Raw genomic sequence first — 250 nt, 5'->3', positions numbered from 1 at the left:
ATTATTAGGTTATCGTTTTACATTACTTAGGTTAAAGCACCATGGCGGCTATCCAGCCAAATATTAATAACGGTATATTAAAGTGAATAAAGGTAGGCACTACTGAATCCCAAATGTGGTCGTGCTGGCCATCAGCATTTAGCCCGGAAGTTGGCCCAAGTGTAGAGTCAGAAGCGGGGGAGCCTGCATCACCTAACGCACCGGCCGTACCCACTAAAGCAGCAGTGGCCATAACCGAAAAGCCCAGCTC

General features: G+C 47.6%; 1 protein-coding gene. It reads right to left on the bottom strand.

Annotated elements, in window-relative coordinates:
- Positions 1–31 precede the first annotated feature (31 nt).
- Positions 32–250 (bottom strand): Na+/H+ antiporter NhaC family protein (locus AAEY62_RS23760; protein WP_350636922.1); only part of this gene is annotated, 219 nt, incomplete at its 5' end.

Source organism: Pseudoalteromonas sp. GW168-MNA-CIBAN-0100 (genome assembly GCF_040309225.1).
In the GTDB taxonomy this organism is placed as follows: domain Bacteria; phylum Pseudomonadota; class Gammaproteobacteria; order Enterobacterales; family Alteromonadaceae; genus Pseudoalteromonas; species Pseudoalteromonas arctica.
Note: the sequence above shows the minus strand (reverse complement) of the source record. Positions and strands in the feature narration are given on the sequence as shown.